The organism is Shewanella sp. GutCb (assembly GCF_002836135.1).
GTDB lineage: Bacteria > Pseudomonadota > Gammaproteobacteria > Enterobacterales > Shewanellaceae > Shewanella.
This window is the reverse complement of sequence record NZ_PJBL01000092.1, coordinates 1-321: the sequence shown is the minus strand read 5'-3', so window position 1 is coordinate 321 and position 321 is coordinate 1. Positions and strand designations below refer to the sequence as shown.

Here is a 321-nt window from a genome sequence, read left to right as displayed (position 1 = left end):
GCCTTACCACGGGCGGCACCTTAACCGCCAGTGATGTCGATAACGGAGCCAGTTGGAGCTGGGGCTTCGTGCCTCAAGTCAATGACTATGGTACCTTCGGCATTAATGCCAGCACCGGCGTCTGGAGTTACACTTTAGCTAATAACGCCTTGGTCGATGCCCTCGCCTCGGGTGAAACCCACGACGAGACCTTCTTGGTCACCGTCACCGATGAGTTTGGTGCATTCAGCACTCAAATTGTCACCGTGACTGTCACCGGTACCAACGATATTCCGTTGATCACTTCCACCATTGCCGATGCGACTGGCGAAGTCTTAGAAG

Annotated in this window: 1 protein-coding gene; it reads left to right on the top strand. The window is 54.2% G+C overall.

Annotated elements, in window-relative coordinates; translation table 11 throughout:
• Positions 1-321: VCBS domain-containing protein (locus CXF86_RS20105; protein ID WP_219622754.1), on the top strand; the 321-nt coding region annotated here is incomplete at both ends.